The sequence below is a fragment of the Bradyrhizobium sp. 23AC genome (genome assembly GCF_054863025.1).
Genome location: NZ_JAVAYN010000005.1, coordinates 86,797 through 113,636 on the forward strand (window position 1 = coordinate 86,797; position 26,840 = coordinate 113,636).

Sequence of the window (26,840 nt, forward strand, 5' to 3'; positions counted from 1 at the left end):
TCCCGTTCGCCCTCGCTGCTCGCTGGAGACGATGCGCGCTTTGGCATCGGACAGTTTAGAGAACAAGGATATGTCATGGCACAGCACAATGCCGATCGAGCCGCCGGCTGGAATGACCAAAGCGGGGAGCGCTGGGTCGCCCACCAGGCCCGGCTCGACGCCATAGCGGCCGTGTTCGGTCAGGCCGCGATCGAAGCCGCCGCGCCCGCGAAGGGCGAGCGCGTGCTGGACGTCGGCTGCGGCGCGGGCGCGTCGAGTCTGGCTCTGGCCGCCCGCGTCGGCGCGGGGGGCCAAGTGCTGGGCGTGGACATATCCGAACCGCTGATCGCCCGAGCGCGCGCGCTCGCGCCACAGGATACGCCAACCCTGTTCCGCGTCGCCGACGCCAGCAGCGCGGAGCTGCCCGAGGGGGCGTTCGACATCCTGTTCTCGCGTTTCGGGGTGATGTTCTTCGACGATCCGACAGGCGCGTTCGCCCATATGCGCCGCGCGCTCAGGCCGGGCGGGCGGCTCGCTTTCGTCTGCTGGCGTGGCGCGGCCGAGAACGATTGGATGCGCCTGCCGATGGGCGCGATTAAGGGCATCGTCCCGGCGACCGCGCCGCCCGATCCCGAAACGCCCGGCCCGTTCTCGTTCGGCGACCGGGGGCGGGTGGCGCGCATCCTGACGGGGGCCGGCTTCAACGATATCGCTATCGCGCCCTTCGATGCTTCCGTCCCGTTTGGCGAGGGCGCGACGCGGGACGCGGCGATCGACGACGCGGTGAAGATGACGTTCGAGGTCGGCCCGCTGTCGCGCGCGCTTCTTGATCAGCCCGACGACATCCGCGCCCGCGCCTCGGCCGTGGTTCGTGCCGCCTTCGCGGACTGCCCCGGCGAGCGGTCGGTGATGATCGACGGCGCGACGTGGATCGTCACGGCGCGCAATCCCGCGCAAGCTGATAGCGATTAGCAGGGGAGACGCCCCTCGCTGGCCTTGATGGCCGCTGCGCTGGCCGGGTGCAAGGATACCGTGGCGCAAAAAGCCGAACCGCCGCGGCCGGTTGTGGTTGCGACCGCGCATTTTGACGCCGAGACCCCGGAGCGCAGCACAGCTGCTTAATGAGTACACAGCCTAGTCCAGTCACGGTGCCCGTCGCCTCAAAAGTTCCACCGGAAATCCTCGAGTTATTCACGCCGCGGTGAAACTTAGGTCGAGGTTGCGGCTTTCAGTTCCCAGGAGAGCGATCGTGAAGCGAATCCTGAAACCCGTCACTTACGTGCTGGCTGCCATCTACTTCGTGGTGGACGCGGTCTTCATGGCCGTGGCGCGGCCAATAGCGCGCTGGATCGGACGGCATTTCGAATTCAGGCGATTGCGCGTCTGGATCAGGAGGCTCCCGCCTTATCCGTCGCTCGCCCTGTTTTCCGTACCTGTGATCATTCTGGAGCCGGTCAAGCCGGTGGCGGCCTACCTTGCCGCAACCGGTCAAGTCGTGAGCGGCGCCGTGACGTTCATTGTCGGCGAATTGCTCAAGCTGGTGCTGGTCGAGCGCCTGTTTCATCTCACGCGCGACAAGCTGATGCGGATTCCCGCCTTTGCCTGGGCCTACGGAAAATACGCCGCGGCGAAGGCGTGGCTGCAGGCGACCGAAGCCTGGCGCGCCATCCGCACCTTGAGCGGCGCGGCGAAGGACGCGGTGGCCCGGGCGAGGGCCAGGCTGGTCGGCAGTTTCAGCAAGCTGGCGACCTCCAGGGATTAGACCCGCCGGGGGAATTGCCTCTATGCGAGCTTGCGCGATGCGGCGGTTGCCTTGTCGCCGGTGTTCGGTGTGCCGGTCGGCTCGATGAGCAGGAGATGAACCTCCTCGCGCGCCACCGGGCGATGCTCGACACCTTTGGGCACGACATAGAGCTCACCCGGACCGAGCGTCACGGTGCGGTCCCGCAATTCGATATCCAGACGGCCCTTCAGGACCAGAAAGAAATCGTCGGTGTCGTCGTGCTTGTGCCAGGTAAACTCGCCCTTCACCTTCACCACCATCACGTCGCAATCATTGAAGGTCGTGATGGTGCGCGGCGACCAGAGGTCCTCAAAGGTCGCGAGCTTGTCGGCGAGCGATATGCTGTCAGCCATGTTTCCCCCATTGTTCTCTGGTGAGAAACGATTTGGTATCGGATGGCCGGTGCGGCAAGACCGTATCCATCGACCGATCGAGGTGGCGGTAAAAATCCTCTGCAACCTCTAAGCGGGGTTCTCTGCGCGAAGCCATGCATCATAGGCATGGTGATTTCCGGACACTTGGCGTAAAGAGCGCACAGATCAAATCAGCGTGCGGCCGGGCCGTTTGCCGCGCATGCAGCTCAGGCCCCTCGGCTCACCGTTTGCGCGCCTGAATTAACCAAGGTTCTCCATCCCGTGTCTTTTCCGGCCCTGACCCCGCCGCTCGCCCGCGCTTTGGCCGAGCGGAACTACGATTCGCCGACCCCCGTTCAGCTCGCCGTGCTCGCGGACGAAGCCGCCGGCCGTGACCTCCTGGTTTCGGCCCAGACCGGCTCCGGCAAGACCCTCGCTTATGGCCTCGCGATGGCCAAGGATCTGCTTGGCGATGCCGAGCGGTTCGAGCGGGCGGCCGCTCCGCTCGCCTTGATCGTGGCGCCGACCCGCGAGCTCGCGATGCAGGTTCAGCGTGAGCTCGCCTGGATCTACCAGCATGCGGAGACGCGCGTCGTCTCCTGCGTCGGCGGCATGGATCCGCGCCGCGAGCAGCGCGAGCTTGCCGCGGGCGCTCACATCGTCGTCGGTACGCCCGGCCGGTTGTGCGACCACTTGCGCCGCGGCCGTCTCGACATCTCGGAATTGAAAGCGGTCGTGCTCGACGAGGCGGACGAGATGCTCAATCTCGGCTTTCGCGAGGACATGGAGTTCATCCTCGAGACCACGCCGGAGACGCGCCGCACCCTGCTGTTCTCGGCGACCTTTCCGCGCGGCATCGTCGCGTTGGCCAAGCAATATCAGCAGCAGGCGTTCCGGATCGAAGTCGCCGGCGACGAAGGCGGTCATGCCGATATCGAGTACCGCGCCATCCGGATCGCGCCCGCCGACGCCGAGCATGCGGTCGTCAACGTGCTGCGCTTCTACGAGGCGCCGAGCGCGCTGGTGTTTTGCAGCACGCGCGATCACGTCAGGCATTTGCAGGCGGCGCTCCTGGAGCGCGGATTTTCCGTGGTCGCTCTGTCGGGTGAATTGACGCAGAACGAACGGACCATGGCGTTGCAGTCGCTGCGTGACGGCCGCGCGCGCGTTTGCGTCGCGACCGACGTTGCCGCCCGCGGCATCGACCTGCCGAGCCTCGACCTCGTCATTCATGCCGACCTGCCCAATGATGCCGAGGTGATGCAGCACCGCTCGGGCCGAACCGGGCGCGCCGGACGCAAGGGGACCAGCGTCCTGCTGGTGCCGCCCGCCCGGCGGCGTCGCGCGGAGCTGCTGCTCAATCTCGCAGGTGTCGACGCGGACTGGGGCACGGCGCCGCAGGCGGACGAAATCCGCAAGCTCGATCATGAGCGCATGAAGGACGTGTTGTTCACCGAGGAGACGACGGCGGACGATCTGGTACTGGCCCAGGCCCTGCTGGCCGAGCGGCCGGCCGAGGACATCGCCGCGGCGCTGGCGCGGCTTTATCGCGCGCGGCTGCCGTCGCCCGAAGACATCCTCGATCCCGGCGAGCGCAGCGGCCGGCCGCGCGATGATCGCGGTCGGGACAATGTTCGCACGCCGCGCGACGATGGCCGCACCTCACGCGGCGATGATCGCCCTGCGGGGCCGCGATCGAAATCAGGCAAATCCTCGCCGCGTCACGGCATGGGAGAGGCCAGCGTCTGGTTCCGCGCCAACATCGGACGACGCAAGAATGCGGAAGCGCGCTGGCTGCTGCCGATGATCTGCCGTCGCGGCGGCATCGACAAGGGCGATATCGGCGCCATCAAGATCATGGACACCACGACCGAGTTCGAGATTTCGGAGCGGGTCGCGGAGTCCTTTGCGGTCAAGATCAAGCGTCCGGACAAGGAAGACAATATCCGCCTTGAGCCGATGGCGGGCGCGCCGCAGCAACAGGCGCCTGCGGAAGAGCGGTCACACCCGCCCCGGCGCGAGAGCCGCGACAGCGATCATCGTGAGCGTCGCGACGATCGTCCGCGCGACAAAAGTGAGTTCAAGCCGCGCAGCAAGCCTCAAGGCGAGCGCGGGCCGAAATTCGACGATGCTCCGTCTTTCGGCAAGAAGAAGCACAAGAACAAGCCGGGTCACGCAGAGCCGTCGGTTACGCCGTGGCCCGCGAAGGGCGCGCCTGGAAAAAAGCCGAAGAAGAAAAAGAATCGCGGCTGAACCGGCACCGTTCAGCGCAGACGACAATGATGCCGCCGGGTTGCACCGGCGACATCATCTGAAAAGTCGGGTGTGAGCTCAGCGGCCACCGCCGCCGCCACCACCGCCTCCGCCGCCACCACCACCGCCGCCGGCATCGCGCATCGACGAGCTGTAGCGCGGGTCGGTCTGCTTCATGTAGGTCGGCGAGGTATCGCGGACGGGAATGACGCTGCTGCGGGAGCGGCCGGGGTTCGGCTGCTCGAACACGATGCCACAGCTTTCGAAGAAGCCGAACTGGCAACCATCGGTTCGGTGTGGCGCCGCGTTGGCGCTGGTCGCGGCGAACGCGCTCGCCGCAACGCATGTAATCAAAGCAATCTTCGACAATGTGAGCTTCATGGATATTCTCCAGCCTCGGTTCGGCGAGACCGGAACGGCTCGCACATCCCTTCGACGGAGCCTGATCCGACCCGGTTCGAGCGTGCGGCTTCACGCCCGCGTGAGCCGGCTGGCCGGCGAGGGACATTACGCCGCGGTAAGGTCGCGCAGCATGTACGTCGCGCCTTCGCCATAGGATGCCAGCTTTGCGCGCAGTGCCGCGTCCGCCGTGACGGGCCGAAAGCCGAGACGTTGCCACAGCGGCCGCGTGGCATAGACCGAGACCAGCGCGAGCGTTGCGATGCCTGACGCACGCGCCAGCTGTTCGACATCAGCAACATAGGGGCGCACAACGCCGCCGCGAAAATCGGGCAGGACCGCGACGTCGTGGACGTAGAGGCAATCCGCATCGTCAGGCAGTCGTGCGAGCAAGCCGTCGAGCGGCGGAATCCGGTGCCGCTTCCAGGGATGCGCGAGACCGTAGCCGGCGATCTCATCGCCGGCGACCAGCACGCGGCATCCCTCGGGATAGAGCCGCATCTTCTCCGCGAGCACCTCGGGGCTCTCAGGGAGATCAGGATGAATCTGCGCCGCGATCGCGCTGATCGCGGGCAGGTCGGATGCGTGCGCGGGACGCCAATGCGGCTTGCTCATGTCTTTCCGTCGTTCCGTCTCGGTTGATCCAGTTTATTCCGCCGCATCGGCGCGCGCAGCGAAAAATATCTTTGCCGCCATCTCGGGAATACGACGCCTCCCGCGGCGTCCTACCCATGCAAGCCAATTGCATGACAGGAGATATCATGACGTCCTCGATCCGCCTCGCGCTGACGCTGGCACTCTCGCTCGCGATCGTTCCCGCCGCCTTGGCCGCACCGCCGACCAAGACCGGCAAGTCCGACAAGGGCAACGTGCTCACCGATGCCAAGGGCATGACGCTCTACACCTTCGACAAGGACGCGGACGGCAAGTCCGCCTGCAACGGTCCATGCGCGACGAACTGGCCGGTGCTGAAGGCCGAGGCGAGCGATGCAGCGGGCGACGGCTACACCATCATCACCCGCGACGACGGCTCGAAACAGTGGGCCTACAAGGGCAAGCTGCTCTACACCTTCGCCAAGGACCAGAAGCCCGGCGACGTCACCGGCGACGGCTTCTTGAACGGCGCCTGGCACCTGGCGACGCCGTAACGGCGCATCTATCTCGGATATTCGAGCTGCATCGCGACGAAGTCGGCCGTGCGCGCGCCGTAGCGCGCATCGATGGCGGATAGCGTCTGGTCCAGCGCTCGCGCCGGCGGCAAGTCGACGGTATCAGGCGGCGTTAGCGATGCCGGCCAATCGGCAGCGACCTTGTCCGGCAGGATGCGGAGACCGCCGCGGCTCGTCTGCGGCTCTGCCGTGGCTGCGAAGGTGAGGGCACGCGAGCGATAGGTGCGCGACCACGCATCGGCGACAAGCGCAAGCGTGACCTCGTCGATGCCTGGCGTCAGCGCGAGTCCGAGTTGCTCGCGGTTCCAGAATGCGAGCGTGTTGCCGATTGCCGTCAGCGCGAACGGGCGTGTGAACTGGAACGCCGCGCTGTGATGGCGCGCATTCCACTCCGCAAGACCGATGTCGCGGGCGACCGCCTCGGCCCTGGCGCGGCCGGCGATGGCCTCGACCAGGGTCAGGGCCATCGGCATGGACGCGGTGATGCCGGTCGTCGTCGCGACGCCGCGATCGACCACCAGCCTGCGGTCCGCGACGTAGCGGATTGCGGCATGCTTTTGCAGATCGCGCACCGAATACCAGTGCGTGGTGGCCTGCCGGCCGTCGAGCAGTCCGGTGTTGGCAACGACCTTGGCGCCGACGCAGACGCCGACGATGATCGCGCCCTTGCCGGCCTGGCTTCTGATCCATTGCAGCGCCACGGCATCGTCTTCGCGGCTCATCGCGGGCACGATCACGTAGTCGGCGCCATCGGGATGCGCCGCGTCGAACTCGGCGATGGTCGCATGCGGGTGCACTTTCAGCGCGGGATAGAGCGTGACGGGTCCGGGCTGCGTCGCCAATGTGAGGACGTCGGCGACATCGGCGCGCGCGAGGATGCCGTATGGCATCAGATAGTCGGTCGTCTCGCTCATGTCGTTGATGCCGACGATCGCGATCAGCGGGCGTTTGCGCTTCGGCGGCTTCAGCGCCGCAAGCGTCGCCTCGGTCTCGTCCTTGGAAATCGCAGGCGCGGTTCCCTGAGCCGGCGCGCCAGGCAGCAGGAACAGCCAGGTTCCGCCGATTGCCGCCAGCAGCGCCACGCAGCCGAGGCCGCTCAACGCCAGAACGCGCCATGTCATGATGATGTCACCCGAACCTCGTGCTTCATGCGAGGCGGAAGCTAACCCTTGGCGACGACATCAGGAATGACGCAGATCCGGCAAAAACGGCCATCCGCGTGCGCGAGACTATCTCAGCCCCTCATACACCATCAGCCCGCGTGCGATCTGCAATTTGCGGATCGCGCGCGGCAGCAGCTTCTCCGGCTGGTGCAGATAGCGCCAGGAGGTGAGGGTGAAGGTTGAAAGCGCGCGGCATTCGTCGTCGAACGGCGCGAGCACGCCTGTGACGCTCACCGGCGTGTGCGGGCGGGCGTTGAAGGGCAGCAGCAACAGCTCGAGATAGGCCTTGCTGCCGTCCTCGCGCGCGGCCGTGACGCCGGCGATCGCACCTAACGCCTCGTCGGCGACGATGGTGGTGATCTCCTCGATCTCGCTGCGGCTCGCAGCCGTGAACAGCGCCGCAAAGCTCTGGTCCTTGAGGTCACACCCCGCGAGAGCACAGACGCGCGTGCCCGCGACGCGGAAGGGAAAGCCGAGATTGGGCTCGCAGGAGAGGACAAAAATGTCGCCGAGCAGGCCGCGGACCGCGGCCGGATCGATGTCGGCCCTGTCGGGAGCCCGTGCGGCGCCGCGCTTCTTGTCCCAATACGCGAAGAACGCGCGGCTCGACGGATGTTTCATGACTGAACGCTTATCCCGGGGTGCAACCTCGAAGGGACAAAGCTGTCCCGCTTCAGTGCACCCGCGATCCCTTGTGATGTTGTGCAGGAGGGGATTTGCAGCGTCCATGCCGGGAGGGCGTTTTCGCCCTCGTTAAGGCGGTCTTTGCGTTGTTAACGTTAAATTAACTATGGCCTTTGCCCTTCGCGCGGCGCTGCTATGGTGATCGCAGTCGCAAGCCTCGCCGCTTTCATCCAGGTTCTCGGCGGGGCCTGTACACAGGGCGTCAAACAGTTTGGTCACGGGCCGCGGGGAGGGGTGGGGATACACCTTCATTCCTCCGGCACCGGAAGGCCGACACGGACAGGCAGGGCTTCCCAGGGCCCTGCCTTTTCCTTTTTCAGCGATCAGGCTTCGTGCCCCGGACGCAGCGCAGCACTTCTTCAGTGATGCGCTGCAGAGCCGGGGCCCACGCAGCAGCGAGTGCTTGGCATTTCTGGGTCCCGGCTCTGCGTCGCGTCACTTCGTGCCGCGCCTTGTCCGGGACACGAGCGTTCCGTGTCCCGGACGCGTTGCAGCGCATAGCGCTGCGGCGCAGAGCCGGGACCCAGTCAGTTCGCCAGCGAATTCAGTTCGTCCGACAGATCGCGCCAGTCCGGATTGAGGTCTTCGATCAGTTTGAGCTTCCAGGCGCGCCGCCATCGTTTCAGCGAATGCTCGCGGGCTCGTGCTTCAAGGATGGATTCGTAGGTTTCGAACCAGACGAGCAGGGTCACCTCATACTGCTTCGTAAACCCGGGCACGAGCTTGGCCTTGTGGGCGGTCATCCGGCGGGCGAGGTCGTTGGTGACGCCGACATACAACGTGCCGTTTCGTTTGCTCGCGAGGATGTAGACGAAGAAGGCGGTTCGCATAGGCTAAGCCCGAACATGGTGACTACCTAAAGTTGCACGATTCGAGCTTGCCGCCAATCTGGGTCCCGGCTCTGCGGCGCGTCACTTCGTGCCGCACCTTGTCCGGGACACGGGCTGGGCTGGCTTCGTATCCCGGCTCAGCAGAGCCTCCGGCATCGAAATGAGACGTCCGTTTCAGGATTTCCTTTTGTGCACTTGCGCAAGGCCGGCAAAGGCGACTATCTCCAAACGGATCGTTCCGATCGCGCCTGAAAGCGAAGCTGCCTTGGATTCCCCGCACGATTCTCCGCCGCAGGATTCTCAGCCCGGCCTGCCGGCCGCCCATGAGGACGCTCCACGCGAGCCGGTCCTGACGCTGCCTGTGGCGCTGACCGCCTATATCGTCCTGCTGGCGGTGATCCATCTGCGGGTGCTGCTGCCGCCGGAGCTCGAGAATTGGACCATCGACGTCTTCGGCTTCATCCCCAAGCGCTACGATTCCTCGCTGCTGAACCTGCAGATCCCCGGCGGGGCGGGTGCCAAGGTCTGGACCTTCGTCACCTATTCGCTGCTGCACGCCAATCTGACCCATCTCGGCTTCAACGTGCTGTGGCTGCTGCCGTTCGGCAGCGCGCTGGCGCGGCGCTTCGGCGCGGTCAGGTTCTTCCTGTTTCTGGCGGTGACGGCGGCGGCCGGCGCGCTCGCCCATCTCGTCACCCATGAGCACGCGGTGGCGCCGATGATCGGCGCCTCGGCCTCGGTGTCGGGCGCGATGGCTGCCGCGATCCGCTTCGCGTTCGTCCGCGGCAGCTTCCTGTCATTCAACCGGTCGGACGCCGATACCGCCGCAAGGGTTCCGGCGCTGCCACTGTCGCGCGCGTTGCGCGACGGGCGGGTGGTCGGCTTCCTCGCCGTGTGGTTCGGCGTCAACATCATCTTCGGCGTTGGTGCGATCGGCATCGATTCCGAAACCACGAGCGTGGCCTGGCAGGCGCATATCGGCGGCTTCTTCGCCGGCCTGCTGCTGTTCGCGCTGTTCGATCCCGTGCCGCGCGTGCGAAACGATGCTGCGGATGCGTCATCACAGGACGTTTCAGACCGTATTTGAAGCGGCGCTTGCGGCGCGGCCCGAATTCATCCATCATTTGCGGGAAGAATGTTCCGAAGCTGCAAGCCGCTAGCGGCGATGCTTCGCAAAGCGCCTGAGCCTGCAACCGGCGCCTAAACTGTTAGTTGAAGACTCGAAGAACAAGTCCGGACCGCCAAGAGGCGGACGGGTCCGATTCAGGGAGGCAACAATGACGGTACGTTCCATTCTCAACACCAAGGGCCACCAGATCGTGAGCGTCGAGCCCGACGCGAAGCTGGTCGCCGCGGTCAAACTGCTCGGTGAGAAGAAGATCGGCGCAGTGCTGGTGATGAACCAGAGCCGGCTGGAAGGCATCCTGTCGGAGCGCGACATCGTGCGCGTGATCGGCGAGCGCGGCGCCGGCGCGCTGGAGGAGCCGGTCGCTCAGGTCATGACCCGCAAGGTGGTGACCTGCAAGGAGACCGACACGGTCGCCGAGCTCATGGAGATGATGACGTCAGGCAAGTTCCGCCATCTGCCCGTGATCGACAACGGCAAGGTGGTCGGCCTGATCTCGATCGGCGACATCGTCAAGCGCCGGGTCCAGGAATACGAGTCCGAGCAGGAAGCCCTGCGCGACTACATCAAGACGGCCTGATCAGGTCTGCTCGCCCGCTTTCGGCGCGGTGCCTTCGGGCGCCGGCGCCAGCACATGGATCGCCTCCTGGATCGACTCCAGCGCGCGCTCAGCAGCGCGGGTGCCATGAGCGATCAGGTCTTCGGAGCGGTGGAAGTCGAACCAGCCGAACTGGCCGACCCGCGGCGTGATCAACAGATCCGGCGGATCGCCGGCAAGGCGGGCGCGGGTGATGCGGTCCTGCATGATGTTGAAGGCATCCACCATCACCGAGGAGATGCCGGGCCGGCCATTACCTCCAAAGAACTCGCGCTTCATCGTCCTCTCGGGCGAGAACAGGCGCGGGAAGCGCCGCTTGGCCGTCGGCTCCTCGGCCCCCGGAGCGACCGGCGTGGGCAGTGCGCCGTGCGAATAGATCGTCGTGGAATGGGTGAAGATGTCGCTGGAAAGATTTGCGGCGATGACGATTTCGGCGCCGAGCGCGCGGGCGGCCGAGACCGGCACCGGGTTCACCAGCGCGCCGTCGACCAGCCAGCGGTCGCCGATCAGGACGGGCGAGAAGATGCCGGGCAGGGCGTAGGATGCGCGCATCGCGTCGACGACGCGGCCGCGTGTCAGCCAGATCTCGTGGCCGGTGCGGACCTCGGTCGCGACGCTTGCGAACTTGATGGGCAGGTCCTCGATCAGGGTCTGTCCGACCGCGTTCACGAGGCGGGTCGCCAGCTTCTCACCGCCGAGCAGGCCGGAGCCGTTGAGGCGGATGTCGAGATAGCCGAGGATGTTGCGCATCCCTTGCAGGCTGCGCCCCCACTCTTCGAACGTCTCGAGCCGGCCGGCCGCATGCAGGCCGCCGACCACGGCGCCGATGGAGGTGCCGACCACGACGTCGGGCACGATGCCGTTGGCGATCAGGGTCCTGAGGATTCCGAGATGGGCAAAGCCGCGCGCCGCGCCGCCGCCGAGGGCGAGGCCGATGACCGGCCGGCGGGTGGGGCCAAGGCCAATCTTCTCACCGTTCGAGCCGTTCGCGCCACGCCCCTTCAAGATGTCTAGCACCGAAACTCTCCTACGCCGGGGCCTGCACCGTCAGACTAGGCACCGCATTTGCGCTTCGCCATATCAGGCGCGAAGCATGGTTTATGCCGCTTTGGAAAGGGCACGGGGCAGGAGTATGGCGAGGGACGGTTGCCTCTGGTGTAATCACGCAGGCGTAATCGGGTTCCATCGATCTGCACGGGCCCGTATTTCCTGGGGTTTCAGAGGCTTGAATTTGCCGCGTTTTCGGTGAAAAGCAGGGGGCATGACACGCGGGGGTGACGGCATCATCGGATGGCGGCGCAGCGGCAGGCTGCTGCCGGCGCTGATCCTTGCCGCGTGCCTCGTTACCTCAGGCCAAAACGCTGCGCGGGCTCAGCTTTTCTCGGATCGTCCGCCGCCGGTCCCACCGGCTTCGGTACCAGACCCCGGTGGCGCCGTCAGCCTGGCGCCGCCCTCCGGGCCGGGCGCCGGCCCCCCGAGCCTGCCGCCGACCCTGATGCAGCCGACCACCCCGAGCATGCCGCCGCCCGCGGTCACGACCGTGCCGCCGGCCGCCCCGCTCAATGCGGCCGTGCCCGGACAGGGCGTGCTGTCGCTGACCGCGAAATACGGCAAGGATTCTCCGGCGATCACCAGCGGCCTGGTCTGGCGCGTGTTTGCCGACCGTCCCGACGAGAACGGCACCTTCAAGCTGATCCGCGAGGACCGCAGCGCCACGCCCAACATCGTGCTGCCGCCGGGCAATTACGTCGTGCACGTCGCCTTCGGCCTCGTCAGCGCGGTGCGCACCGTCAGCCTGAAGGCCGAGACCGACCGCGAGTCCTTCGTGCTGCCGGCCGGGGGCCTGCGGATCGAGGGCCGGGTCGGGACCAGCCGCATTCCCCAGAACCAGATCTCGTTCGCGATCTACAAGGGCAGCCAGTTCGAATCCGGCGAGCGCGCCTCCTTGGTGCCGAACGTCGCCGCCGGCGACGTCGTGCTGCTGCCGGAGGGCACCTACTACATCATCTCCAACTATGGCGACGCCAATTCGGTGGTGCGCTCCGACATCCGCGTCCAGGCCAGCAAGCTCACCGACGTCACCATCACCCACCGTGCTGCCGTGATCACCCTCAAGCTGGTCAGCGACAGGGGCGGCGAGGCGCTTGCCAACACCGCCTGGTCGGTGCTGACCCCGGGCGGCGACGTCATCAAGGAATCGATCGGCGCCTTCCCGCGCGTGGTGCTCTCCGAAGGAGAATACCGCGCCATCGCCAAGAACGAGGGCAAGGTCTACGAGCGCGGATTCAATGTCGTCAACGGCGTCGACGGCGAGGTCGAAGTCGTCGCGCGCTAAGGCCCTTGCGCGCTAAGGTCCTGGCGGCGGTGCCGCCCGCAACCTGACACCGACCTGACGCCTGCACAGAAATTCTCATCGAGCGCACGAGCATGCATCTCCTGTTACCGCCGCGTCGGTCATGGGGGCTGGTGAGTAAGTGCTCATCCCCATCGCACCCTGTGTTCTGCTTTGAATACTGCAAGCGCCAGCTGATTGCTCTCCTGGGGCCGAAGAAAACACCGCAGGCGAAAGCTTATTCCCGCACCTCGCGTCTTCATCACAACGGTGCAAGAGACGTATTTCCGATCATCAATTTTATTCTCTTTCCACTCCGCTGGGTTATATGTCGGGCATCCGTCTAATGGGGGAGGCCGGAGCAGGGGCTTGATGCCTTTGCGAGACCGGCAAGGAGCAGGGGACCAAGCTCGTCGGCATGTTCGAAGTGATCCTCACCAGGCGCAAGCGGTTTGGCTGGCGATGGCAGGTGTGCGACCAGTCCGGCAAGATCTTTGCCGACGGTTTCGAGCGCACCCGGCCGTCCGCCAAATATCATGGCGAGCGCGCGTTGTTCTTCCTGTTGTCGCAGGCCTACTTGCGCAATCGCTCCGCCGCGTCCAGCGAGGACTAGCGGCGAGCACAGCTCCGTAGCCCGGATGGAGCGCAGCGTAATCCGGGGCCTTCGTGCTCTTAGCGAGAACCCCGGATTGCGCTGCGCTCCATCCGGGCCACAAGCTGCACCTCAGACATCGACGACCAGCTTGCCCTTGGCGGCGTGATCCCTGATCAGCGCATAGGCCTCGTCGACGCTTTCCAGCGTAAAACGCCTGGCGTCGAGCAGCGGCACGAGCTTGCCGGTCTCGGCGAGGCGCGTGGCTTGCGCCATGATCTCTCCATGATGCGCGCGGCCTTCGCCTGTCAGCAGCGGCAGCAGCGTGAACACGCCTGAATAGGTGGCCGCCCGGAATGACAGCGGCGCAAGCGCATGCGTGCCCCAGCCGAGCGCGCTCACCACATGGCCGAAGCGGCGCACTGCTTCGAAGGAAGCGTCGAGCACCTTGCCGCCTACGGTGTCGTAGACGATGTCGAAGCCGCGGCCGCCGGTATGCTGCGTCACGTAGGTTTCGACCGAGCTGCCGCGGTCGATGAATACGGCGCCGAAACCTTCGATGGTGGCGCGCTGCGACGGCGAGCCGGTTGCGAACACCTCCGCTCCGAAGGCGCGCGCGATCTGGATCGCGACATGACCGACGCCGCCCGCACCGCCATGAATCAATACCTTCTGGCCCGTCTTCAACGCTGCCCGGTCGATCAGGCCTTCCCAGGCCGTGATGACGATCAGCGGCAGGGCGGCAGCCTCCCGCATGCTGAGATTGGCCGGCTTCAACGCGAGGAGATCGGCGTCGACCGCGGCGAATTCGGCCAGCGATCCCTGTACCCCGCCGACACCACCGGTCATGCCGTAGACCTCGTCGCCCGGCTTGAACCGCGTCACCTCGCGCCCGGCCAGTTCGACGACGCCGGCGAGATCGATCCCTGGAATCGCCGGCAGCGGATGGCGCGCATGCGCCGCGGCGCCCGCCTGGATCTTGGTGTCGAGCGGATTGACCCCGCTCGCGCGCACCCGCACCAGCACGTCGTGCGGGCCGATCTCGGGCGTGGAGATGGTTGAGAGGCGCAAGGGAGCGTTGTGGGTCTCCAGGACTCCGGCGCGCATTGTCGATTGTCTCGTCATGATCGTCTTGCTCCGTGATCGGCGCAATATGCCCATGAAATTTTGCATGAGAAGGAACAAGGCTGTACGCTCGTCATACATTTTTGTATGGCGGGAATCCTGATGGACTGGAGCGATCTGCGCATCTTCCTGGCAATTGCGCGCGAAGGCACGCTCGGCGCTGCCGCACGAAAAATCGGCCAGACCCAGCCGACGATGGGCCGGCGGCTTCGCGCGCTCGAGACGTCGTTGGGCCAGACCCTGTTCCAGCGCACGGCGGATGGCCTGGTGCTGACCGACGAGGGCGCCGCCGTGCTCCGCCATGCCGAGCGGATCGAGGAGGAGGCACTCGCACTGGAGCGTCACGTATCCGGCGCGGAGACGGAGCTCGACGGCCTGTTGCGCCTGTCGTCGTCGGACTGGTTCGGGACGGTGATGCTGTCGCCGGTGATCGCCGCGTTCGGCAAGCGTCACCCCAAGGTGACGGTGGAGCTCCTGACCGATGCGCGGCTCTACAGCCTGCCGCGGCGTGAAGCCGATCTCGTCTTCCGCATCAAGCCGTTCAGCGAGCCCGAGGTGATCTCCAGAAAGCTGCTGCACATTCCCTACGCGCTCTACGGCAAGAAGGGCAGCAAGCCGCCGCGCGCCGGCGACGGCAGCGCTGTCCGCGTCGTGACGATGAATGCCGAGTTCGCCGACATGCCGGACGCCGTCTGGCTGAAGCGCGCGTTGCCGAATGCGGCAATCGCCTCGCGCAGCAACAACAGGCAGGTGCAGGCCGAGCTTTGCGCCAGCGGTGACGGCTTTGCCGTGCTGCCGCGTCCGCTCGGCGACCGCGACCGCCGTCTGGTCGCGCTCGACATCGGAACGGCGCCGCCCGGCCGCGACACCTATGTCGGTTATCACCGCGATCTCAGGCGCCTCGCCCGTCTGCGCGCGCTGCTCGATATCGTGATCGAGAGGCTGGCGGGCCCGGGTCCGTAGGCCGCCACGGTGCCGTAGGGTGGGCAAAGCGAAGCGTGCCCACGATGAACCCGATTGGAGAGAGGTGGTGGGCACGGCGCCGTGCGCCTTTGCCCACCCTACGAATTACGGGGCCACAAGCCCTTGCGTTGCCCGTCGGGCAAAACACCCAAAATACCGGTCAATCACGCGTGCCAAAAATATTCCACTTTGCCGAAATTCGGAAACGGCGTATGTGTCGCGGCAACCCGGCCCAAGGAAGAGGGGCGTATCGCGATCGTCACGAACGCGGGCCGGGCGGCGGTGGACGCTGATGGCATCGGCGCGAAGGGCTTCGCAGGGCGGGCAACCGTGAGCGAGGGTGTCGCGCATACGACCGGTGTGATTGGCGTACGGCAAAATCGTGTGGTCCTGACGCCCGGGGTCTGTGCGTCAAGTCTTGCGGTGATGGATGTCGTCCAACCGGACGTATCCGTCAGCCATCCGCAAGGCGACGGGGGCAATAGTGCAACGCTCCCCGGGGAGAGCACGACATAAGCCGTAAAGCCACTGCGCAGGGAAGGCCGGATGTCCTGGCTACACCTGTATGCCGCTGTGCAACTTCTTGTCACGCAGGTTTCGCACAGTGGACCGCGGGTGCCAGCCGGCACCCGGTCTTCCCTGCGCCCTCTTTCAATTGAGGGTGAGGCATCGAAGCAAAGCTCGGGCGAAATGCGCCGCGAGGATGCGATCCCATGTCAGTCATTCGCCAACGGTCTCGTGCCCCGGACGCAGCGCAGCGCTCTCCCGGCGATGCGAAGCATCGTCCGGTTCGGCGGTGCGCTGCAGAGCCGGGGCCCATGCATCAGCGCGTGCGTGGCCTTCTGGGTCCCGGCTCTGCGCAGCAGCGTAAGAACGCTGCAGCGCGTCCGGGACACGAGAGAGGCGCCCGGCGCCGCTACACACGCCGTCATTGCGAGGAGCTCTTGCGACGAAGCAATCCAGAATCCCTCCGCGGGCAGACTCTGGATTGCTTCGCTGCGCTCGCAATGACGATGAAACAGTTGCGCACCTGCGCTCTCGTGCCCCGGCTCTGCGCAGCAGCTCAAGAACGCTGCAGCGCGTCGGGGACACGAGAGCTTCGCACGACCGTCATAGTCTCTAACGCCCACTAACCACCACCTGACTTAAAACTGTCATAATCGCCGAATGGAACCCGCGCCTGCGGCCCTTTTACATGTCGTTAAGCGCAGCTGCATTGGATGCGCCGGGAAAGTGCGTTGGGGACTGCCATGAATGCCGCGAAGAAAGTGTCGGGAAAACCGGCCGCCGAAATGTTTGACGACATCCCGGTGCTTCAGCGCAAATGGCGTGCCGCACTGAAGCCGGGCGATCGGCTGCCGCGCTATGAGGACGTGATGCTCGGCAGTCTCGGACGGCTCGCCGATCACATCGCGCTATTGAGGAACGACGGCACGCTCGAACTGTCGCGCAGCGGACGCTACGTGCAGAAATGGCTCGGCGAGGAGCGCTGGGATATCCCCGTCGCCGAATTGTCGCCGGATTGCGCCACCGCGCTGTCGGAAGCGGCGACGAGCGCGCTTGCCAACGGACGACCGTATCAGGCCAGCGCGCATTGCGTGCGCGACGGCATGGTCCGGACCTACGATGTGCTGGCGCTGCCGACGGCCTCGCGCTGGGGCGCCACGCTGGTCGGCGCCTATATCAACGAGCGCGGCACCCAGTACAATCTGCTGGATGCGATCTTCGCCTCGACCGACGATGCGGTGATCTCGCTGGCCACGCTGCGCGATGCCGGCGGCAAGCCGTCCGATCTCCAGGTCGTGCACCACAACAACAGCGCAAGCGCGCTGCTGAATGTCGCGACCGGGAACCTGTTGTGGCGGCGGATCGGCGAGGGCAACACGCTGCTGGCCTCGCCCGAGATCATGGACTTTCTGCTCAAGGCCGTCGCGGGCGGCCGCGGCGAGCAGCTCGAGATCGAAAGCGACGGACGTCACCTCCGGCTCAGCGCAACGGCCTTCGCCGACGTGGTATCGCTGACGATCTCCGATGTCACGGCGTTGAAGCGGCGCGACGCCTCGTTCCGCCTGCTGTTCGACAGCAACCCGATGCCGATGTGGGTGTTCGACGCGCAGACCAAGGAGTTCCTTGGCGTCAACGACGCCGCGGTCCAGCACTACGGCTACAGCCGCGCCACCTTCCTGCGCATGAAGCTGCACGAGATCTGGCCGGAGGACGAGTGGGACAGCCACGCCGAGGCGCTGGAGCGCGTGGGGGAGGCCTACCACTCCTCGCGCAATTGGCGGCACCTGCGCGCCGACGGCAGCGAGATCGAGGTGCTCACCTTCGGCCGCCGCGTCGCCTTCGACGATCGCGACGGCTATCTCGTCGCGGTGGTCGACATCACCGAACGGCGCAAGGCGGAGGCGCGCATCGCGCACATGGCCCACCATGACGGCCTCACCGACCTGCCGAACCGCGAATATTTCCAGGAGCGCCTGAAGCAGGCGCTCGAGCAGGCGGCGGGAAAACGGGTCGGCGTGCTCTACATCGATCTCGACCTGTTCAAGAACATCAACGATTCCTTCGGTCATCCCGTCGGCGACCGCCTGCTCAAGGACGTCGCCGAACGCCTGACCCTTGCTGTCCGCGGCGGCAATCTGGCGGCCCGGCTCGGCGGCGACGAATTCGCGGTGATCCTTGCCGCCGACGTCTCGCCGAACGAGGCCAGCGCCTGCGCTGGCCTGCTGATCGACATGCTGAAGGCTCCCTACGATCTCGACGGCCAGGAGATGGTGATCGGTGCCAGCATCGGCATCGCGCTGTCGCCGGGCGACGGCACGACGCCGGAAGAGCTGATGCGCAATGCCGACATGGCGCTGTACCGGGCGAAGTCCGACGGCGGCGGCGTGCACCACTTCTTCGAGCGCGAGATGGACCTGCAGGCGCAGAAGCGCCGCGACATGGAGTCGATCTGCGCCGTGCGTTCGCCAATGGCGAGTTCGAGCTGCACTACCAGCCGCTGGTGTCGATCGCCTCCGACCGCATCTCCGGCTTCGAGTCGCTGCTGCGCTGGCGTCATCCGGACAAGGGCATGATCTCGCCGGCGGAGTTCATTCCGGTTGCCGAGGATATCGGCCTCATCACGCAGCTAGGGGAATGGGTCCTGCGCGAAGCCTGCGCCGAGGCCGTCAAATGGCCTGCCGACGTCAAGGTCGCGGTCAATCTGTCCCCGGCGCAATTCCGCAGCCGCAACCTGGTTCAAATCGTGATCTCGGCGCTGGCGCAATCCGGCCTGTCGCCGCGGCGGCTCGAGCTCGAAATCACGGAGTCGATCTTTCTGGCGGAGACTGATGCCAATCTCGCCATCCTGCACCAGCTCCGCGAGCTCGGCGTCAGCATCTCCATGGATGATTTCGGCACCGGCTATTCCAGCCTCAGCTACTTGCGCAGCTTTCCGTTCGACAAGATCAAGATCGACCGCTCCTTCGTCAAGGATCTGGCGCAGCGGCCCGATTGCAGCGCGATCGTGCGCGCGATCTCCGGGCTCGGCCGCAGCCTCAACATCACCACGACTGCGGAGGGTGTCGAGACGGAGGATCAGCTCGACTGGCTACGCGCCGAGGGCTGCAACGAGGTGCAGGGCTTTCTGTTCAGCGCGGCACGGCCGGCGGCCGAGATCGCAAAGCTGCTCGCCGATTTCGGTCAGCGCGCCTCACGGGCGGCGTAGCCCCTCGGGGTAGCAGTCGTAGACCAGCGCCTTGAAGGCGGGCGTGATGCGGCTGCGCTCGTTCTGGGTCTGCTGCATCATGAGGTAGACCATGTCGAGCTTGGGATCGACGCCGAAATAGGTGCCGCTGCCCGAGTCCCATTTCAGCTCGCCGAGCGAGCCCGGCGGCGGCGGTTTGGCGTTGCCGGGATCGGTCCGCACCGCAAGGCCATAGCCATAGCCGAAGCCGTCGCCCGGGAAATAGAAATAATCGCGTCCGACGCCGGAGCCGGGTCCGATGTGATCGGTCGTCATGGCCTTGAACGCGGCAGGGCTCAGGTAACGCTTGCCCTCGAATTCGCCGCCGTTCAGCAGCATCTGCGAGAAGCGCTGATAGTCGGTGATGGTCGAGAGCAGGCCGCCGCCGCCGGACTGCCATTCGGGATGATCGAGGCGGTCACGCTCGGCGGCGAGCAGGATGAAATCATTCGGCAGCGGCCGCGCCATCCGCGCCAGCTCGTCCTCGGTCGCCAGCGTGAATTTGGTGCTGCTCATGCCGAGCGGATCGAAGATGCGCTGTTTCAGGAACTGATACAGCGTCTGGCCCGAGATGATCTCGATGACGCTGCCGAGCACGTCGGTGGAATGGCCGTAGCGCCACAGCGTTCCCGGCTGCCGCGCCAGCGGCAGTTTTGCGATGCGGTCGGCGAACTCGCGGTTGTTGAAGGCACCTTCGAAGATGTTGGCGGCCTTGTAGGCCTGCTCGACCCATTTGCCGCCGATATAGTCGTAGCTGATGCCCGAGGTGTGCCGCAGCAAATCCTCGATGTTGACGGGGCGGACCGGCGGCACGAGATCGAGCTCCAGCTTGCCGTCGGGCAGGGTGACCTCGAGGCCGACCTTGGTGTCGGCAAACAGGGGAACGTATTTCGAGACGGGGTCGGTGAGGGCGAGCTTGCCCTCGTCGATCAGCATCATCGCGCCAAGGCAGGTGATCGGCTTGGTCATCGAGTGGATCGCGAAGATCGTGTCCGGCGTCATCGCAAGACTGGTCCTGACGTCGCGCACGCCAAACGTCTTCAGATAGACCGGCTTGCCGTGCTGCTGCACCAGGATCACGGCGCCCGGCAGCCGGCCGCTTCCCACCTCGTTGTTGAAATACGCCGTAATGCGGTCGAGCCCGTCGGGCGACGGGGCGGGGATGTCGGCGGCCCGGCTTCGCGCCATCGTGCCGGCCAGCAGCGCGGCCCCGACCAGAAATTCACGGCGTCTCATACCGGCTTCCTCCCTTGCCGGGATCAAAGCCGCAAGACGCCAGAGGCGTCAACAAGCCTTCGATTAAAAACGCGTCACGATTTCCGAAAGGAACGGTCGCGGACGGTCTTCGCTCGGCTTGGTCGGGGTGCCGATATGGATGAAGCCGGCGAGTTTCTCATCCGGCTTGAGGCCGAGACCGTCGAGCACGTCGCGATCGAACGAGAACCAGCCGGTCAGCCAGCAGGCGCCGTAGCCGAGCGCGGTCGCGGCCGTGACGATGTTCATGGCGCTGGCGCCCGCCGACAATTCCTGCTCGAACGCCGGCACCTTCGGATGCGGCTTGGTGAAGCTGACGATGCCGATCACCAGCGGGGCGTCGGTGAGGCGCTTGCGCTCAATCTCGACGTCGGCGGCGGGCGCGCCGGGATTCTTCCGGGCAAACACCTTCGCGATCACCTCGCCGGCGCGCTGGCGGGCATCGCCCTCGAAGATAATGAAGCGCCAGGGCGCGAGCTTGCCATGGTCGGGCACGCGCGCGCCGATGGTAAGGATGGTCTCGAGCTCGGCCGCGGAGGGGCCAGGCCCGGTCATCTCGCGCGGCTTGACCGAGCGGCGGGTCTTCAGGAGTTCGATGGCGTCGGGCACTGGGAGATCCTCTTCAACTGGTCGTCGAGCGTGCCATGCGGAGATAAGCATGCACGCCCGCAACCGGAAGCGAGTTTAGATCGATTTCAGGGATCAGACCGCGCCCCGCACCCGCTTGACGTCAGGCGGGGTCGCCTCGTCGACCAGGGCGGCGATCGCCTCCTCGGTCGTCATCACCTTCTGGCCGTCGCTGCCAAGCCGGCGGACCGAGACCGAATGCGTTTCGGCCTCCTTCTTGCCGACCACGAGCAGTGCCGGGATCTTGGCCAGCGAGTGCTCGCGGACCTTGTAGTTGATTTTTTCGTTGCGCAGGTCGATCTCGACCCGAAGCCCGGCGCGGCGTGCCTGCTCCATCACCACCTTGGCGTACTCGTCGCCTTCCGAGGTGATGGTCGTGACCACCGCCTGCACCGGCGAGAGCCAGAGCGGGAAGTTGCCGGCATAGTGCTCGATCAGGATGCCGATATAGCGCTCCATCGAGCCGCAGATCGCACGGTGCACCATGACCGGCGGTTTCTTGCCGCCGTCATGGTCGATGTAGAACGCGCCGAACCGCTCCGGCAGGTTGAAGTCGACCTGCGTGGTGCCGCACTGCCAGTCGCGGCCGATGGCATCGCGCAGGACATATTCGAACTTCGGCCCGTAGAAGGCGCCTTCGCCCGGGTTGATCTCGGTCTTGATGTGATTGTTCTGCGACTGGATCTCGCGCAAAACCGTCGCCATCACGCGCTCGGCGTGATCCCACATCTCGTCGGTGCCGACGCGCTTGTCCGGCCGCGTCGACAGCTTCACCGTGAGATCGCCGGTGAAGCCGAAATCGGCATAGGTCGACAGGATGAGCTCGTTGATCTTCAGGCACTCTTCGGCGAGCTGGTCCTCGGTGCAGAAGATGTGCGCGTCGTCCTGGGTGAAACCGCGCACGCGCATCAGGCCGTGCATGGCGCCGGACGGCTCATAGCGATGCACCACGCCGAACTCGGCGAGGCGCAAGGGCAGGTCGCGGTAGCTCTTCAGGCCGTGCTTGAAGATCTGCACGTGACCAGGGCAGTTCATCGGCTTGAGCGCAAACCAGCGCTTGTCCTCGGCCTCGTCGCCGGCCGACTGCGCCGCGAACATGTTCTCGCGGTACCAGCCCCAATGGCCCGAGGTCTCCCACAGCGACTTGTCGAGGATCTGCGGCGCGTTGACCTCGCTGTAGTCGCCGGTCAGGCGGCGGCGCATATAGGCGATCAGCTGCTGGAAGACGGTCCAGCCCTTCGCGTGCCAGAACACGACGCCCGGACCTTCCTCCTGGAAATGGAAGAGGTCGAGCTCGCGTCCGAGCTTGCGATGGTCGCGCTTTTCGGCTTCCTCGATCTGCTTCAGGTAGGCGTCGAGGTCCTCCTGCTTGGCGAAGGCGGTGCCGTAGATGCGGGTCAGCATCGGGTTGTTGCTGTCGCCGCGCCAATAGGCGCCGGCCACCTTCATCAGCTTGAAGGCGTTGCCGACCTTGCCGGTCGAGGTCATGTGCGGGCCGCGGCACAGATCGAACCAGTCGCCCTGATAGTAGATCTTGATCGGCTCGGTGCCGGGAATGGCGTCGACCAGCTCGACCTTGAAGGCCTCGCCCTTGTCGCGGAACACCTGCTTGGTCTTCTCGCGGTCCCAGACTTCCTTGGTGAAAGGTTTGTCGCGCGCGATGATCTCGCGCATCTTCTTCTCGATCGCGGCAAAGTCTTCCGGCGTGAACGGCTCGTTGCGGAAGAAGTCGTAATAGAAGCCGTTCTCGATCACGGGACCGATGGTGACCTGCGTGCCCGGCCACAGCGTCTGCACGGCCTCAGCCAGCACGTGGGCGCAGTCGTGGCGGATCAATTCGAGCGCGCGCGGATCGTCGCGGCTGATCAGCTCGAGCTTGGCGTCGGCCTCGATGGGATCGTTGAGGTCGGCGACCACGCCGTCGAGCGCCATCGCGACCGTGCGCTTGGCCAGCGACGGCGAGATGCCCTTGGCGATATCGAGGCCGGTGATGCTCTGGTCGTATTGGCGCTGGGCGCCGTCCGGGAAGGTGAGGGTAACTTTGGCGGCGGGGGTCACGGGCTTCAGATTGCTGAGGGAATATTGGAAGCCGGATTCGGACTTCGGCTGGTCCTTGGACTGGTCGGTCATTGCTTTTCTCCTGAGGCTCACTCCTGCGAACGAGCGCAGGTAAGCGGGAACGAGCGATATATCAGGCGATTCGGCCTGCGCAATCCGGCAATTCCAAGAAAATCGGCGCATAAAACGGTCGCGCACGAACTATTTCGCACCGGCCCTTTAACTGGCCCGGCGGCCGGTCTACATGCAGTTGCATGGAAAATGCACGCGCCCCGCGTTTCGCGCCAACCGCCTTGATGCTCGGCAATCTCGTCACCGGCTGCTCGGTGCTGGCCCCGGCGGGCATGCTGCCGGAGTTGGCGACGGGGCTCGACGTCAGCATTCACGCGGCCGGGCTCCTCATCACCTTCGGCGCGATCACGCTGTGCATCGGCTCTCCGCTGACGGCCTGGCTGACGAGCCGCATCGAACGGCGGACGCTGCTCACGACGACGCTGGCGGTGCTCGCCTTCGGCAATCTCGCCTCCGCCTTTGCACCCGATTACACCAGCCTCCTCGCCATCCGTCTCGTGATGCTCGCGGTCGGTGCGCTCTACACGCCGCAGGCCGCCGGCACGGCGGCGTTGATCGTGCCGGTGGAGCGGCGGGGCAGCACCATCGCCTATATCTTCCTCGGCTGGTCGCTGGCTGCCGCCGTCGGCCTTCCGCTGATCACCTTCATTGCCAGCCGCTACGGCTGGCGCGCGGCCTATGGCGAGATCGGCGTGCTCGGTTGCATCAGTTTCCTCTTGTTGATGCTGCGGTTGCCGGCAGGCCTGAAGGGCGCGCCGGTGGATCTGAAGACCTGGCGCGAGGTCGCCCGCAACAGCACGATTCTGCTGCTGCTGGCGATCACCATGCTGCAGATGTCGGGGCAGTTCGTGGTGTTCACCTTCATGGGCCCGCTGCTCAAGAAGCTCACTGGCGCCGGTCCCGATGCGATCGGCATGGTGTTCGCGCTTTACGGCGTCTGCGGCTTCCTCGGCGTCGTCATCGCCACCCGCATCGTCGACACCTCGGGACCGTATCGGACCTCGCTGCTGTTCACCTGCCTGCTGCTTGCGGGCATCACGGGCTGGGCGCTCGGCGCCGGCACGCTTGCTTTCATGACGGTTGGAGTCGCGGTCTGGGGCCTCGGCTTTGCCTCGACCAATTCGATGCAGCAGGTGCGGCTGGTCGCGGCCGCGCCGCCGCTGGCATCGGCGACCGTCGCACTCAATACGTCCGTCCTCTACATCGGCCAGGCGGTCGGCTCCGCCGTCGGCGGGCTGCTGTTCGCCCGCGAGCTCCTGCATCCGCTCGGCTTCGTCGCGGTCGGTTTCGTCGTGCTGGCGCTGATCCTGGTGGTCCTGACCCGGCCCCGGCCTGCTGCCGCAACGGCCTGAATCCCGCGGCTTCGTTTACGCAATGTGCTTGGCAAACCGCGCGCGGGAGCGCTAGAACGCCGGTCATGGGGACCAAAGAGAGTTGACTGAAATGAGGATGATTCTGGCGGTTGCCGCGGTGCTCTATTCAGCCTCCGCGTTTGCGCAAGCCGACAAGCCACCGATGGTGGGGGACAAGCCCTTGGTGCAGGTCAAGCCCAAAGGGACCAAAGAGGCGGCGGCCAAGCCGGCCGCAGCGCCGAAGGGCAAGCCGCAGTCGATCGCGGCCCGGCTCCAGGCCTGCCTCGAGCTCGACGACGGCACCAAGGACCGCCTCAACTGCTACGACGCGGTGATCGCGCCGGCGCCGAAGCCGAAGCCGGCGAAGGCCAAGGGCTACGCCGATTGCCGCTTCATCAAGGAAGAGGACGAGCGGCTGGCCTGCTTCAACGGCTTTGCCGAGAGCATTCCGAAGCTGCCCAAGAGCTAATACTTACAAGAGCTAACACCGGATGAGCTGATGCTCAGTCGCTGATCCGGCTCAGCACGGCCCGGAAGGCAACGCCCGGCGCCTGCAGCGCGTTGCCTTCGAATTCCGCGTTGTCGCCGTCCTCCCGGCCGGCGAGCGCCAGCGTGATCCGGTCGGTGCCGAACAGCGCCTTGAAGGACGGATCGTCGTTATAGCGCTGGGTCGAGATCTTGACCTTGATGCTGTCGCCTTCGCCCGTATAAGTGCCGATGAAGGCGAAAGCGGAATTGCCGCCGCGCATCTTGCCATCCATCACGTAGACGACGCCGCAGCCCGTTCCATGAACGGTATGGAAGTCGACCTTGTACAATCCCTGACGCACTGCCTGTCCCCGCGAAATTCCAATCACAAACTGGCCGGCAAAGTATGAGCCTTGCTGGCGGAAGCAATCCGGTGGCTTCCGGGGATTTCGACCATCAACATTACATTTTGATCAGAGCCGGGGGGAATTGCAGGCAATGCAGCCGGACACCGGCTGGACCAATATCCAAACCTATCGGCTCGATGCGGCGGAACTGGCGGCCACGCGGGTCAGCGCCAGCGCCGGCGTCGCCGACATCTTCACCAGCACGTCCTTGAGTGGATCCCGCGTCCAGGCGCGGGTGACGTAGTCGCGATGGGTGATGCCGTCGCCGGTCTCCACGAACACCACGCTGCCGGGACGCAAGGGGCCGTCCATGTCCTCGGCGACGCTGATGCCCTTCTGCCGGAGCATGCTCATCAGCTCGCGGTCGCGCCGCGCGGTGTGGCGGGTGTAAGCGCTGACGAAGAAGCCGGAGCGGTGGCTCTCGATCCAGGACGCGAACTTGTCCATTTCGCCATAGACGGCGTCGAGCAGCACGACGCCGCGGACGCGGTCGCTGATGCCGCCGACCTCCAGGCTCCAGGCCGTCGGCAGGAAGCCGCCGCTATAGCCGACGATCACGATCGGCATGTTGGCGAAGGCGCGGGCGCTGTTGGGATCGCCGGTGACGCGGGCGAGGTGGTCGGCCGATTCCGCCATGAAGCGCTTGAAGCCGCCCGGTTGCCAGAACTTGCCGGCGCTGGAATCGGCGGCATCGACCGCCATCTGCGGGGCAAGCAGCACGGCATTGGCGCCGGAATCGGTGACCTGCTTCGGCACCAGCTGGCGATCACGCACGTCGCGTTCGAGCGTCGCGCCATTGCCGTGGAAGAACACCACGATCACGCCCGGCTTGCGGACGTCGAAATGCTCGGGCACGTGCATCAGCACGCGGCTGTCATTGTAGGTCTCGTCCTGCCAGAACACGCGACCGGAATAGCTGCGATGGCCGCGGCGGTCGCCCTTGGCGATGTTGAGGAACGGCGCGTCGGAGGCGGGGTTGTTGCCGAAATAGGGAAAGGCCGACGATTTCATGCTGACGAGCGTCGTCAGGTCGTCGCGGGGCGAACGCTTGTAGGGGACCTGCGGCTCGAGCGAAGCGACCTTGTAGGGGGCCTGCTCCGGCGGCGGTTGCTGCACGGCGCGCTTCGGCGAGAAGTCCGACATCTGCCGCTGCAGAAAACTCTCGCTCGCTGAGGGGAAGCGCTCCCCGAACTGCGGAGCGGGGAAGCGATCCTCGAAGGTGTCGCCGCTCGCGACTTGCTGATTTGTCTTCGCAACGACCTGAACATTGGCCTGCGAGTTCGCCGCGAGCGCCGCCGGATTGGGCGCCTTGCCGCATTGAACCAGTGTCAGCGACAGCGGCACCAAGGCTGAGATCAGGCCGACCCGGAGCGCACGACCGCGCGCACCGAACGTCGTCCGGTCGGCACGCATGTCAGCTCTCAATTTCGGAACGGCCCCGACCATCCACCCATGACCCCAAAGTCACGTCCATCGGCATCTCTAGACAATTGAGCCGACTGGCGTTTAGGCGACGTTAAGTG

The 26,840-nt window shown here is 65.6% G+C and carries 24 protein-coding genes and 2 pseudogenes; 13 read left to right on the forward strand and 13 right to left on the reverse strand.

Translation table 11 applies throughout. The features are described from left to right. The first annotated feature begins 75 nt into the window (after positions 1 to 75). The 3 genes and pseudogenes from RAD10_RS14050 (at position 76) to RAD10_RS14060 (ending at position 1,741) form a co-directional block, all read left to right on the forward strand. A complete protein-coding gene (locus tag RAD10_RS14050) occupies positions 76 to 951 on the forward strand; it encodes a class I SAM-dependent methyltransferase (protein WP_461617958.1) in 876 nt (291 codons plus the stop codon). Between the two features lie 27 nt (positions 952 to 978). Further along, positions 979 to 1,089, forward strand: a pseudogene (locus RAD10_RS14055) (efflux RND transporter periplasmic adaptor subunit); the annotation flags it as partial. A gap of 139 nt (positions 1,090 to 1,228) precedes the next feature. After that, positions 1,229 to 1,741 (forward strand): hypothetical protein, encoded by a 513-nt coding sequence (locus tag RAD10_RS14060; protein ID WP_461617959.1) that lies wholly within the window; start codon positions 1,229 to 1,231, stop codon positions 1,739 to 1,741. A 20-nt stretch (positions 1,742 to 1,761) separates the two neighbouring features. On the opposite strand, the gene RAD10_RS14065 is transcribed toward RAD10_RS14060, so the two are convergent. After that, entirely contained in the window at positions 1,762 to 2,115 is a 354-nt protein-coding gene (locus tag RAD10_RS14065) for a cupin domain-containing protein (protein WP_461617960.1), read from the reverse strand. 282 nt (positions 2,116 to 2,397) lie between these two features. On the opposite strand from RAD10_RS14065, the gene RAD10_RS14070 reads away from it, so the two are divergent. Further along, positions 2,398 to 4,368 carry a DEAD/DEAH box helicase gene (locus RAD10_RS14070; RefSeq protein ID WP_461617961.1) on the forward strand — a complete coding sequence of 657 codons (1,971 nt, stop codon included), beginning with the start codon at positions 2,398 to 2,400 and terminating at the stop codon, positions 4,366 to 4,368. 78 nt (positions 4,369 to 4,446) lie between these two features. Here RAD10_RS14070 and RAD10_RS14075 read toward each other — a convergent pair whose 3' ends face one another. After that, positions 4,447 to 4,749 carry a hypothetical protein gene (locus RAD10_RS14075; protein ID WP_461617962.1) on the reverse strand — a complete coding sequence of 101 codons (303 nt, stop codon included), beginning with the start codon at positions 4,747 to 4,749 and terminating at the stop codon, positions 4,447 to 4,449. A gap of 126 nt (positions 4,750 to 4,875) precedes the next feature. Then, complete coding sequence (locus RAD10_RS14080; RefSeq protein WP_461617963.1) at positions 4,876 to 5,382, reverse strand: GNAT family N-acetyltransferase; 507 nt, start codon at positions 5,380 to 5,382, stop codon at positions 4,876 to 4,878. Between the two features lie 146 nt (positions 5,383 to 5,528). Here RAD10_RS14080 and RAD10_RS14085 point away from each other — a divergent pair, with 146 nt between their 5' ends. After that, positions 5,529 to 5,915, forward strand: coding sequence for a COG4315 family predicted lipoprotein (locus RAD10_RS14085; RefSeq protein ID WP_461617964.1), 387 nt, complete (start codon positions 5,529 to 5,531; stop codon positions 5,913 to 5,915). Between the two features lie 8 nt (positions 5,916 to 5,923). Here the strand turns inward: RAD10_RS14085 and RAD10_RS14090 are convergent, their stop codons facing one another. The 3 genes from RAD10_RS14090 to RAD10_RS14100 form a co-directional block, all read right to left on the reverse strand. Beyond that, on the reverse strand, positions 5,924 to 7,057 hold the full coding sequence (locus RAD10_RS14090; protein ID WP_461617965.1) for a DJ-1/PfpI family protein: 1,134 nt from the start codon (positions 7,055 to 7,057) through the stop codon (positions 5,924 to 5,926). Positions 7,058 to 7,165: 108 nt separating this feature from the next. Further along, complete coding sequence (locus RAD10_RS14095; RefSeq protein WP_461617966.1) at positions 7,166 to 7,720, reverse strand: PAS domain-containing protein; 555 nt, start codon at positions 7,718 to 7,720, stop codon at positions 7,166 to 7,168. Positions 7,721 to 8,310: 590 nt separating this feature from the next. Further along, positions 8,311 to 8,613: a GIY-YIG nuclease family protein gene (locus RAD10_RS14100; RefSeq protein WP_461617967.1), complete on the reverse strand. Its 303-nt coding sequence runs from the start codon at positions 8,611 to 8,613 to the stop codon at positions 8,311 to 8,313. 265 nt (positions 8,614 to 8,878) lie between these two features. On the opposite strand from RAD10_RS14100, the gene RAD10_RS14105 reads away from it, so the two are divergent. Continuing rightward, positions 8,879 to 9,700: a rhomboid family intramembrane serine protease gene (locus tag RAD10_RS14105; RefSeq protein ID WP_461617968.1), complete on the forward strand. Its 822-nt coding sequence runs from the start codon at positions 8,879 to 8,881 to the stop codon at positions 9,698 to 9,700. 190 nt (positions 9,701 to 9,890) lie between these two features. Continuing rightward, positions 9,891 to 10,319: a CBS domain-containing protein gene (locus tag RAD10_RS14110; protein ID WP_461617969.1), complete on the forward strand. Its 429-nt coding sequence runs from the start codon at positions 9,891 to 9,893 to the stop codon at positions 10,317 to 10,319. Here RAD10_RS14110 and RAD10_RS14115 read toward each other — a convergent pair whose 3' ends face one another. After that, entirely contained in the window at positions 10,320 to 11,354 is a 1,035-nt protein-coding gene (locus RAD10_RS14115; RefSeq protein ID WP_461617970.1) for a patatin-like phospholipase family protein, read from the reverse strand. Positions 11,355 to 11,598: 244 nt separating this feature from the next. On the opposite strand from RAD10_RS14115, the gene RAD10_RS14120 reads away from it, so the two are divergent. After that, complete coding sequence (locus RAD10_RS14120) at positions 11,599 to 12,672, forward strand: hypothetical protein (protein WP_461617971.1); 1,074 nt, start codon at positions 11,599 to 11,601, stop codon at positions 12,670 to 12,672. Positions 12,673 to 13,087: 415 nt separating this feature from the next. Next, positions 13,088 to 13,282, forward strand: a complete 195-nt coding sequence (locus RAD10_RS14125; RefSeq protein ID WP_018322145.1) for a hypothetical protein — start codon at positions 13,088 to 13,090, stop codon at positions 13,280 to 13,282. 111 nt (positions 13,283 to 13,393) lie between these two features. Here RAD10_RS14125 and RAD10_RS14130 read toward each other — a convergent pair whose 3' ends face one another. After that, positions 13,394 to 14,386, reverse strand: a complete 993-nt coding sequence (locus RAD10_RS14130) for a zinc-dependent alcohol dehydrogenase family protein (protein WP_461617972.1) — start codon at positions 14,384 to 14,386, stop codon at positions 13,394 to 13,396. 102 nt (positions 14,387 to 14,488) lie between these two features. On the opposite strand from RAD10_RS14130, the gene RAD10_RS14135 reads away from it, so the two are divergent. Beyond that, positions 14,489 to 15,349 carry a LysR family transcriptional regulator gene (locus RAD10_RS14135; protein WP_461617973.1) on the forward strand — a complete coding sequence of 287 codons (861 nt, stop codon included), beginning with the start codon at positions 14,489 to 14,491 and terminating at the stop codon, positions 15,347 to 15,349. Between the two features lie 1,250 nt (positions 15,350 to 16,599). After that, positions 16,600 to 19,061: pseudogene (locus RAD10_RS14140) on the forward strand (putative bifunctional diguanylate cyclase/phosphodiesterase). Here RAD10_RS14140 and RAD10_RS14145 read toward each other — a convergent pair. From RAD10_RS14145 to thrS, 3 genes are all read right to left on the reverse strand, one after another. Then, positions 19,047 to 20,315, reverse strand: coding sequence for a serine hydrolase domain-containing protein (locus RAD10_RS14145; RefSeq protein WP_461617974.1), 1,269 nt, complete (start codon positions 20,313 to 20,315; stop codon positions 19,047 to 19,049). The pseudogene RAD10_RS14140 and the gene RAD10_RS14145 sit on opposite strands and share 15 nt — an antisense overlap. A gap of 63 nt (positions 20,316 to 20,378) precedes the next feature. After that, complete coding sequence (locus RAD10_RS14150) at positions 20,379 to 20,942, reverse strand: nitroreductase family protein (RefSeq protein ID WP_461617975.1); 564 nt, start codon at positions 20,940 to 20,942, stop codon at positions 20,379 to 20,381. Positions 20,943 to 21,035: 93 nt separating this feature from the next. Continuing rightward, positions 21,036 to 23,090, reverse strand: a complete 2,055-nt coding sequence (thrS, locus tag RAD10_RS14155; RefSeq protein WP_201759664.1) for a threonine--tRNA ligase — start codon at positions 23,088 to 23,090, stop codon at positions 21,036 to 21,038. Positions 23,091 to 23,272: 182 nt separating this feature from the next. On the opposite strand from thrS, the gene RAD10_RS14160 reads away from it, so the two are divergent. Further along, positions 23,273 to 24,442, forward strand: a complete 1,170-nt coding sequence (locus RAD10_RS14160; protein WP_461617976.1) for an MFS transporter — start codon at positions 23,273 to 23,275, stop codon at positions 24,440 to 24,442. Positions 24,443 to 24,533: 91 nt separating this feature from the next. Next, positions 24,534 to 24,911, forward strand: coding sequence for a hypothetical protein (locus tag RAD10_RS14165; protein ID WP_461617977.1), 378 nt, complete (start codon positions 24,534 to 24,536; stop codon positions 24,909 to 24,911). Between the two features lie 34 nt (positions 24,912 to 24,945). Here the strand turns inward: RAD10_RS14165 and RAD10_RS14170 are convergent, their stop codons facing one another. After that, positions 24,946 to 25,272 (reverse strand): GrlR family regulatory protein, encoded by a 327-nt coding sequence (locus RAD10_RS14170; protein WP_038950525.1) that lies wholly within the window; start codon positions 25,270 to 25,272, stop codon positions 24,946 to 24,948. A 171-nt stretch (positions 25,273 to 25,443) separates the two neighbouring features. Then, positions 25,444 to 26,730, reverse strand: coding sequence for an alpha/beta hydrolase (locus RAD10_RS14175; protein WP_461617978.1), 1,287 nt, complete (start codon positions 26,728 to 26,730; stop codon positions 25,444 to 25,446). Positions 26,731 to 26,840: the final 110 nt, after the last annotated feature.

What these genes read in the sequence shown, in the direction of transcription:
- RAD10_RS14050 (WP_461617958.1), top strand. Translation starts at nt 76, where the DNA reads ATGGCACAGCACAATGCCGATCGAGCCGCCGGCTGGAATGACCAAAGC.
- RAD10_RS14065 (WP_461617960.1), bottom strand. Translation starts at nt 2,115, where the DNA reads ATGGCTGACAGCATATCGCTCGCCGACAAGCTCGCGACCTTTGAGGAC.
- RAD10_RS14075 (WP_461617962.1), bottom strand. Translation starts at nt 4,749, where the DNA reads ATGAAGCTCACATTGTCGAAGATTGCTTTGATTACATGCGTTGCGGCG.
- RAD10_RS14080 (WP_461617963.1), bottom strand. Translation starts at nt 5,382, where the DNA reads ATGAGCAAGCCGCATTGGCGTCCCGCGCACGCATCCGACCTGCCCGCG.
- RAD10_RS14085 (WP_461617964.1), top strand. Translation starts at nt 5,529, where the DNA reads ATGACGTCCTCGATCCGCCTCGCGCTGACGCTGGCACTCTCGCTCGCG.
- RAD10_RS14090 (WP_461617965.1), bottom strand. Translation starts at nt 7,057, where the DNA reads ATGACATGGCGCGTTCTGGCGTTGAGCGGCCTCGGCTGCGTGGCGCTG.
- RAD10_RS14095 (WP_461617966.1), bottom strand. Translation starts at nt 7,720, where the DNA reads ATGAAACATCCGTCGAGCCGCGCGTTCTTCGCGTATTGGGACAAGAAG.
- RAD10_RS14100 (WP_461617967.1), bottom strand. Translation starts at nt 8,613, where the DNA reads ATGCGAACCGCCTTCTTCGTCTACATCCTCGCGAGCAAACGAAACGGC.
- RAD10_RS14110 (WP_461617969.1), top strand. Translation starts at nt 9,891, where the DNA reads ATGACGGTACGTTCCATTCTCAACACCAAGGGCCACCAGATCGTGAGC.
- RAD10_RS14120 (WP_461617971.1), top strand. Translation starts at nt 11,599, where the DNA reads ATGACACGCGGGGGTGACGGCATCATCGGATGGCGGCGCAGCGGCAGG.
- RAD10_RS14125 (WP_018322145.1), top strand. Translation starts at nt 13,088, where the DNA reads ATGTTCGAAGTGATCCTCACCAGGCGCAAGCGGTTTGGCTGGCGATGG.
- RAD10_RS14130 (WP_461617972.1), bottom strand. Translation starts at nt 14,386, where the DNA reads ATGACGAGACAATCGACAATGCGCGCCGGAGTCCTGGAGACCCACAAC.
- RAD10_RS14135 (WP_461617973.1), top strand. Translation starts at nt 14,489, where the DNA reads ATGGACTGGAGCGATCTGCGCATCTTCCTGGCAATTGCGCGCGAAGGC.
- RAD10_RS14145 (WP_461617974.1), bottom strand. Translation starts at nt 20,315, where the DNA reads ATGAGACGCCGTGAATTTCTGGTCGGGGCCGCGCTGCTGGCCGGCACG.
- thrS (WP_201759664.1), bottom strand. Translation starts at nt 23,090, where the DNA reads ATGACCGACCAGTCCAAGGACCAGCCGAAGTCCGAATCCGGCTTCCAA.
- RAD10_RS14160 (WP_461617976.1), top strand. Translation starts at nt 23,273, where the DNA reads ATGGAAAATGCACGCGCCCCGCGTTTCGCGCCAACCGCCTTGATGCTC.
- RAD10_RS14165 (WP_461617977.1), top strand. Translation starts at nt 24,534, where the DNA reads ATGAGGATGATTCTGGCGGTTGCCGCGGTGCTCTATTCAGCCTCCGCG.
- RAD10_RS14175 (WP_461617978.1), bottom strand. Translation starts at nt 26,730, where the DNA reads ATGCGTGCCGACCGGACGACGTTCGGTGCGCGCGGTCGTGCGCTCCGG.